Consider the following 6,763-nt stretch of genomic DNA (forward strand, 5'->3'; position numbering starts at 1 on the left):
CCATTATCATTTACTGTGATCGTAATACTGCTGGAGACGATCGCCCACCATCTGCAACAGTTGCACCAGCGCAATCAGCACCAGCACCGTAACTAACATAATGACACCATCGAAACGCTGATAACCGTAACGAATACCTAAGTCACCCAGGCCACCACCGCCAATGGCACCGGCCATGGCGGAATAACTCACCAACGTCACCAGTGTAATGGTGGCTCCGTTGATCAAGCCGGAACGAGCTTCCGGTAACAACACCCGGGTTACAATCTGAAAAGGACTCGCACCCATGGCTTGAGCTGCTTCTACCAACCCAAGCGGCACTTCATTTAAAGCGCCTTCTGCAATTCTCGCTACAAAGGGAATAGCAGCAATAGTAAGTGGAACAATAGCTGCCGTTGTACCTATGGAAGTACACGTCAGTAGTCGTGTTAATGGAATTATAGCCACCATTAAAATAATAAACGGCACCGATCTCCCGGCATTCACGATACCCCCCAGAATCAGGTTGGCCATCCGATTCTCAAGGATCCGTCCTTCACGGGTAATGTGAAGTAACACACCTAGAGGAATGCCCAATAGAAAGCTGATGGCACCGGACAATCCCACCATATACAGCGTTTCCCACAACGCTTTAAACAACAATTCCCATGCATTAGCCGACATAACCAATCACCTCCAGCTGAACACGCTCTTTCAGAAACGCCAGAGACTGTTCAATCTGTTCCGGCTTACCAACAATTTCCACCATCATAAAGCCCATGGCTTTTTCATTAACGGTTTCGATATCGGCCTGAAGAATATTGAAATCCGTATTAAATTGACGGGCGACGTTGGTAATCAAAGGCTGAACGATCCCTTTACCCACAAAGGTGATTCGCACCACCGGGCGAGCCCCTTCACTGGGTTCCGGGCTGAATCGGGATTCAATATCCGTGATGGGTTTCTCGTGGATAGCACTGCGAACAAACTCCCGTGCCAACTCTGTTTTCGGGCTCAGGAAAAACTGTTCAACTTCATTTTCTTCGATGATTTTGCCATAACTCATGATGGCCACCCGATCACAGATGGTTTTCACCACATCCATCTCATGGGTAATGATGAGAATGGTAATTTTCAGCTGTTTGTTAATATCTTTCAGCAACGCCAGAATCGAGCGAGTAGTTTGCGGATCCAGAGCGGAAGTTGCCTCATCACACAGCAGCACCCGAGGCTTACTGGCCAACGCCCGGGCAATGGCCACCCGTTGCTTCTGCCCACCAGACAGCTGAGATGGATAACTCTCACGTTTATCCCCCAGCCCAGTCAATTCCAGCAGCGGTAAAACGGCATCGGCGATTTCCTGCTTACTGGCACCGGCCAATTCCAGAGGCAGCGCTACGTTGTCATACACCGTGCGGCTAGACAGCAGGTTGAAGTGCTGAAAGATCATGCCAATGTTGTGTCTGGCCTGACGCAAGGCTTTATCGGATAACCGGGTGATGTCCTGATCATCCACCAGCACCTGCCCGGAGGTGGGTTTTTCCAGCAGATTCACACAGCGAATCAGGGTACTTTTGCCAGCACCACTGGAGCCAATAACCCCATAGATCGAACCTTCAGGGACATAAAGGCTGACATCATCAATGGCTTTGACATCGGAGCCACCGGCGGTGAACACCTTCGTCAGTTGTTTTAACTCTATCATTACTGCTCCTGCTACAGCTGCCAGTCAGGAGAATGCCGGCAATGTTCTTTAACCCGTCGCTTTTCAAGTTGCTACTTTGTTGGCTTCACTCGATTGCCCCGCATAGCAACATGAAATCCTGTGGGTATATTCTAACCCCTTGTTAGAACAGATAGTTTTTTAGTCAGATAGTTCCAGAACAGGAGGTATAACCCTAAAAATTGCTCCTGCACTTGTGCTCTTGAGTATTTTCAGGATACCGGCCATCCATGGCCATAAAAAAACCACCCTGCGCTAACAGAGTGGTTTCAAAGAAATTCTTTATAGAAACCCTTCTTTTAGCGGAATTTATAGTGCGCCCGCAATCCGAGGTCAAATCAGCGCATGGGTCGAAAATTATAGAATTTACGGATGTGTGTCAACCAATCCTATAGAACGGATACGATGGCCGTTATGCCAGAAATACTGCACAACACCAGCATAGCCTGACGAATCTTTTCTTTCTCGACCCGTTCGGCAACTCTCCCTGCCAGCCAATGCCCCGCCAATACCGAGGGAAACAACAGCACGCCATAGCCCAGCTGCTGCTTGGAAAACAAGCCGTTTACGCTCAGCAGCACCAGAGAAATGGCACTGCCAATAATAAAAAACACGCCCAGGTTTGCCCGAATTCGATTACCACTTTCATTCTGCATTAGCAGCGCCATGGGCGGTCCACCGATAGACGCCGCAGTGCCCATAATGCCAGAACAAAACCCTGCGCCCATCAACGTACCAGGAGACATCTTCAACTTATAAGGCAATAAACTGCCGGCGACCGCCAGCAGGACGGTGGCTCCCAGCATCAGGCTTAGATTCTGCCCACTGATCACGGTCAGTACCGCTACGCCAATCATGGAGCCTGGCACACGTCCCAACAACGCATACCCTAACGTTTTCCAATCAATATCTTTCGCATAACGACGGGCAGAAAGGGTTCCAATCATCATGCCGGAAAAAATCAATGGCCCTGGAACTAATCCCGGGTCAATCTGATAAAGAAAGGGTGCTGCCACCACCGCCATACCGAAGCCAATAGTGCCCTGAACCAATGCGCCAAACCCAACGATGCTCATCGCCGCGAGGATTTGCCAGAGAGAAATCTCCATTAAGAACATCCGATATCGAAGTGAAAAACATTTACTCAGTCGTTTATATTTTTTATGAATAAGTAAATCACATCGAATTATAAAGACTCTCTCACAATCAGAACATACGTACTCTCAATCTTTTACTAAAAAAACCAGCTCCTTCTGGACAACAGACAATTGTCTTCTTTAATACAGTGATGGATCACTTTTTCAAAGATTTTATAATGCTCTGGTCAACTATTGACCCAGTCGGCACTCTGGCGCTGTTCACAGGGCTCACCAGCCGCCTGAGCAAATCACAAAAACGCGCCGTGGCACTTAAAGCGACAATGTACGCTTTTGTTATTCTTCTCTCTGCCCTGGTGCTGGGGCAGATCATCTTGAAAGCCATGAACATTCAGTTGATTTCATTGCAGCTGGCAGGGGGAATCATTCTGTTTCTATTTGGGTTACAAATGATTTTCAGCAACCCTGAAGAAGGCACCGGTGAACGGGAATTGGGCCATCACCTGGCTGTGTTTCCGCTGGCCGTCCCCTCCATTGCCAGCCCCGGGGCGATCATGGCGGTCATACTGTTAACGGACAACAAATCAAAAACTCTGGTTCAACAGGCATCCACCGCCCTATCAATGACCTGTGTTTTGGCAATCACCTGTATTTTGATGTTACTGGCGAATCCGATTTTCCGGGTGATTGGTCACAACGGTTCTGCCATCATCATTCGGGTCATGGGAATGATTCTGGCAGCTCTGTCAGTAGAGTTAGTGATGAATGCTCTTGGTATACAACGATGGATACATTAAATACCCGTTAACTCTTTCCCCTGGTTCCCATGCTTTGCGTGGGAATGCATACCCTTTAATTTTCAATGGGTTAGAAGTATGGGTTCCCACGCAAAGCATGGGAACCAGGACTTTTGCGACAACCTCGCTTTGCGTGGGAACGAGATATTTGGGGTTTTGCGACACCCTCGGTGCATGGGAACGAGATAAATACGACTCTGGAACGCTTAAATCTCCATCAATTCTTTGTAATGCTTCCGGCAGACGGATAAATAAGTATCGTTGCCGCCGATCTGCACCTGACTGCCGGTTTTGACGGGATTACCTTCACCGTCTAATCGCAATTGCATATTGGCTTTTTTCTCGCAGCGTTTGCAGATACTTTTCAACTCCGTCAGTTCATCTGCGATGCTAAGTAGTACTTCACTACCGGGGAAAACCTTACCAAAGGCATCGGTTCTTAAACCAAAACAGAGAACAGGAATCCCCAGTTCATCAACAACGTCGGACAACTGCCACACCTGCTCCGGCGTCAAAAACTGAGATTCATCCACCATGACACAGGCGATGTACTCTTCACTGTGTTCCCGGGCAATCTGTTCTTTCAGGTTATCATCAGCAGAAATCGCTACAGCATCACTCTGCAACCCAATTCTTGAGGTGATACGACCTTTACCAAAACGATCATCAATCACCGGAGCCAGCAGCAACACCCGCTTCCCGGCACTGCGATAATTATGGGCGGACTGTAACAGGTAGGTGCTTTTTCCCGAGTCCATGGAAGAGAAGTAAAAATAGAAGGAGGCCATAGCATTGTATTTCTGATCATTGATGCAGTGATTATTCCCTGTTCCAGCATCGAACTCCATAGCGATTTCCGAAACCTTAGTCGTCTTTTAACAACATATCAGTCCAGCTATTGATCATTTTATGAAGACTATTATGAGCAGCGACTTTTTCAGGAGCGTCCTTCGGTGGGCTTTCTATCAACTCAGTTAGCTTCCGCTCAAACAGCTTTTGCTCATGCTTGGCAACACCTTTCGTGACTGGCAGACCTGCACCCAGAGTCAAACCTGCCACCCCCAGCATCGGCAAGAAGATAATGCCACTGAATGCAAAAACCACCGCCAGCTTTATTGAATCATCACGACCTTCTTTCCAGGTATCATTGTGGGCGAACTTACCGACCTGATGAACGGCATACTTTTGCAATAACGCTTTCAGCGCCGTCTTATCTTTCTGAGCCTCAGAAAAATCGACACTTGGCTTTTGATTTTTAGCAAACTTGGTGAGATCTTTGCACCACTCCTTTTCAGCAAACCCTCTTAGCCCGGATATTTCATAAACTTGCTCCTGTTCTCACTTGTCCCTTGCGGCTCTAAGAAAGTTTTGTTCAGTCGACCGGACGCACCAGTCCGGCACTCCTTCACAAAATTCCTTAGAACCACAAGGTACTGCGCGAGATCCAGGGCAGTTTATGAAATATCCGGGCTAGCACCAAGAGCCATCAATCCCAAAAAACCATCTTTCGTTGATGATCAGTTGAGGTCAGAAAATTGCAGCTGAGCTGATCAAAAGGCGTCACCTGCAGAGCTTGTTGAAGCTGATGTGGTCTCCACCGGCTCCTCGGCCCTAGTAACATCTTCAGACTGGGCAAAGTGTTCCGGAGACATATCTATCTGCTCACGATCAAGACAGGGAAGCGTTAACTCACTAATTCGAGCTTGAAATTGAGCTAAAGATCTATTCAGATCATTTCCAGCTTCGATTAAAGGCCTTAATCGTTCCGCCTTTTCCATCTCCACTGAATCATTACTGGTTAAGTTGGCAAACTTTGAAGCAAATAATCCTCCTTTAACTATTTCCCCAAAGTCCTCATTAATGAGGGGCTTACATAAAAAGCCTGAGAGTTTATTGGTAATATACTTCCTTGGATTTAGCAGTCATTGCCTGAATGCCCGCTTCGAAAACTTCTTTATTCATACATTGAATTTTCTTAAAAAGGCGGAATGTTTTTTCAAAGCCTGCCAATTCACATATCAATGGGGTTAAATATTGCTTAAGATCTACCATACTGAGGGTACTGATAAGTTTTTCTGCATAGGGTTTGTCTATCTCCCCAATGGCAGATTGGTTGCCGATCAATTGTGCTGTATACCCCCCGAGCTTATCCTCAACCTCCTGCAATATGTTTTTAAATTGTCTCCGTTGAATATACTCCTGAAGACACTCATCATACGCAGGAGTGCCTTCATTGCCCTCCTTTTCGAATTTCGCCAACATATCCTCCAGACTAGTTATTTTTGCTTCATGCAGCATGTCACGCCGACGTTCATCAGAGACTTTATTGATGGGATGCTCTGCATGAGAAAGTAGAAATGCTTTACTGCAACCAATATCTGAAGGCCCACATAACTGGTATAGCGGGCCAGAAATATCCTCACCATCAGCGTTAACAAGCAGGGGCATCTCATGTCGCAAGTTTCTGACATAATTGTCTTTACAGGAAATGCTACGGTTCATTGAACAACCATGAAGTCTCTCCAAGTCTTCTTTTGTTGTAGACTGGTCAAAGTACTGCAATTGGCCAGAATCAAAATCGGTGATAAACGCACTTTCCGTCTGTGAAATACCAATGCGGCCGTGCTGGTTATGGGCAGTGTAGTAATTACAATTCAGCCCCCAACCCGGAGAGTACATCCACCCAGCTTCAGCAAATTTCAAAGGATCCAGATTATCTTTCAAACGACGATCATGTAAACGGCCGACCCCTCCCTCAAATCGATAAAAGGTTTTTTGCGCATCTCTTTCACAAGACTCAATCTTTTTTTCAATATTTTCAGGGGCAACTTTTTTTACTGGCCTGACAACGAGAATATTCCGTTCAAGTAACTGTTTACCAAAATTGTCAGATATCAAATTCCTGTCTTCCTGATTGGGAAGAACCAGAAATCGAAAACTATCTGGAACTGTTTTTATCGTGTGGTGACCATAGCAATAATTATGAATAACCAGCAATTCCCGCTGACAGCTTATTAATGCTCAAATTAATTGGTAATTCAAACCGCCATTTATTCAGGACGAACKAAGTCACGCTGACTAATGAGCAACAATATCCGCAAGTTCTAAACACAGGTTAAACAGGACTATCTTGAGTGCCACTATGTGGTATCAACAACCAAATGTTT

8 protein-coding genes are annotated in these 6,763 nt (G+C 46.4%); 1 reads left to right on the plus strand and 7 read right to left on the minus strand.

Annotated elements, in window-relative coordinates:
* Positions 1–6 precede the first annotated feature (6 nt).
* From AKL11_RS21325 to AKL11_RS21335, 3 genes are all read right to left on the minus strand, one after another.
* Positions 7–663 (minus strand): methionine ABC transporter permease, encoded by a 657-nt coding sequence (locus AKL11_RS21325; protein WP_067521759.1) that lies wholly within the window; start codon positions 661–663, stop codon positions 7–9.
* Positions 653–1,684 (minus strand): methionine ABC transporter ATP-binding protein, encoded by a 1,032-nt coding sequence (locus AKL11_RS21330; RefSeq protein ID WP_067521760.1) that lies wholly within the window; start codon positions 1,682–1,684, stop codon positions 653–655. Before AKL11_RS21330 ends, AKL11_RS21325 begins: the two co-directional genes overlap by 11 nt.
* A 407-nt stretch (positions 1,685–2,091) precedes the next feature.
* Positions 2,092–2,811, minus strand: coding sequence for a sulfite exporter TauE/SafE family protein (locus AKL11_RS21335; RefSeq protein WP_157673704.1), 720 nt, complete (start codon positions 2,809–2,811; stop codon positions 2,092–2,094).
* Positions 2,812–2,990: 179 nt separating this feature from the next.
* On the opposite strand from AKL11_RS21335, the gene AKL11_RS21340 reads away from it, so the two are divergent.
* Positions 2,991–3,596, plus strand: a complete 606-nt coding sequence (locus tag AKL11_RS21340) for a MarC family protein (protein WP_095210596.1) — start codon at positions 2,991–2,993, stop codon at positions 3,594–3,596.
* Positions 3,597–3,802: 206 nt separating this feature from the next.
* Here the strand turns inward: AKL11_RS21340 and AKL11_RS21345 are convergent, their stop codons facing one another.
* The 4 genes from AKL11_RS21345 to AKL11_RS21360 form a co-directional block, all read right to left on the minus strand.
* Positions 3,803–4,444: a thymidine kinase gene (locus tag AKL11_RS21345; RefSeq protein ID WP_342669749.1), complete on the minus strand. Its 642-nt coding sequence runs from the start codon at positions 4,442–4,444 to the stop codon at positions 3,803–3,805.
* 16 nt (positions 4,445–4,460) lie between these two features.
* Positions 4,461–4,787 (minus strand): hypothetical protein, encoded by a 327-nt coding sequence (locus AKL11_RS21350; RefSeq protein WP_067521765.1) that lies wholly within the window; start codon positions 4,785–4,787, stop codon positions 4,461–4,463.
* A 359-nt stretch (positions 4,788–5,146) separates the two neighbouring features.
* Positions 5,147–5,374, minus strand: coding sequence for a hypothetical protein (locus AKL11_RS21355; protein ID WP_067521767.1), 228 nt, complete (start codon positions 5,372–5,374; stop codon positions 5,147–5,149).
* 112 nt (positions 5,375–5,486) lie between these two features.
* Positions 5,487–6,494 carry a hypothetical protein gene (locus AKL11_RS21360; protein WP_157673705.1) on the minus strand — a complete coding sequence of 336 codons (1,008 nt, stop codon included), beginning with the start codon at positions 6,492–6,494 and terminating at the stop codon, positions 5,487–5,489.
* Positions 6,495–6,763: the final 269 nt, after the last annotated feature.

Origin of the sequence: Endozoicomonas ascidiicola (genome assembly GCF_001646945.1) — a bacterium.
In the GTDB taxonomy this organism is placed as follows: Bacteria; Pseudomonadota; Gammaproteobacteria; order Pseudomonadales; family Endozoicomonadaceae; genus Endozoicomonas; species Endozoicomonas ascidiicola.